General features: G+C 77.6%; 1 protein-coding gene. It reads right to left on the bottom strand.

Annotated features, from left to right (window positions below; translation table 11 throughout):
- Positions 1-1193: YfhO family protein (locus ACFWGZ_RS41085; protein ID WP_382456988.1), on the bottom strand; the 1193-nt coding region annotated here is incomplete at both ends.

Genomic DNA, 1193 nt, shown 5'->3' with positions numbered 1-1193 from the left:
CTCCCGTCCGCGCCGACCCGGCCCAGGTGCTGCATCGCGGCCCGCCGGGCCGGAAGCTGCCCCTTGAACTCGACGTCCCGGCCGTCGCCGAGCCGGGCCCGGCCGAACATGTCGGGCGTCCACAGATACGCCTCGGACCCCGCCGGGCAGGCGGCGGCCAGCGTGTACGCGCCCCGCCCCACCCGGTAGTCGTACGCACCCCGGTCCGTCACCGGGGCCGTGCCGTCCGGCACCGCCCGCAGCGTCGTCGGCGGGACGGTGTACACCCGCGAGCCCAGCAGCAGCTCCTGGTTCCGGAACGCCGACCGCCCGTACGCCACCGGACCGCCCGCGGAACCGTCCGCCGGGCGCACCGTCACCAGCGGCGGGACCCCGGCCCGGCTCGCCGTCACAGGCCGGCCGTCCGGGGCGCCCATGCCCGTGTGCCCGGCCCCCTGGTGCGGGTCGCGCGGGCCGCGTACCCGGGCGCCGACCGAGAAGACCGCGTCCGTGACCGGGTTGTCGAGGCTCTGCACCGCCCGGCCGTTCGACGTCCACCCGCCGCCGAGCGCCCGCATCGTGCGGGTCAGCACGTCGGGTGTGTGGCTGCTGTAGTACGCGCCGCCCTGCCCGCCCACCAGCAGCGGATCGTTCGCGGTGGTCTGCTCCCGTCCGGGGTCCGTCCGGGTGTGCGGCCAGTCCTCGGCGCCCGCGACCACGGCCCGCTGGGTGCTCTGCCGTTCGCCCCAGGGGGCGTAGTCGTCGAGCCGGTTCAGCCGCTGCCGGTCGAAGTACGCGGTCGCCGCGGCGGCCTGCCCGGCCTGCGCGCCGATCAGCAGCACGGCCGCCAGCGCCGCGTACCGCCCGCCCCGCCCCACCAGCAGCAGGGCGAGGAGCGCCGCGCCCAGGCCGAGCGCGAACAGCGGATACGTCCACCCCGTGACCAGCCCGCTGAAGCCCGCCCCGGCCGCGAGCAGCACCAGGACCGCGCTCCCGCCGAGCAGCGCCCGCCGCTCCGGCCGGCCGTACGAGACCGAGACCCACGCGGCGGTCACCAACAGCCCGGCCAGCACGAAGGTCTGCCGGTACGGGCTGCCGTTGGGCGTGGCGAAGGCGTGCCAGAGCAGATGGGTGGGCCGCCACTGCATCGACAGCGCGACCCCGGCCACCAGCCCCGCCCACGCCCACCGCTCCCGCTTCGGCACGGCCCGCTG

The organism is Lentzea sp. NPDC060358, from assembly GCF_042725365.1.
Taxonomy (GTDB): Bacteria; Actinomycetota; Actinomycetes; order Mycobacteriales; family Pseudonocardiaceae; genus Lentzea.
The sequence above is the reverse complement of the archived record's forward strand: the minus strand, read 5'-3'. Positions and strand labels throughout refer to the sequence as shown.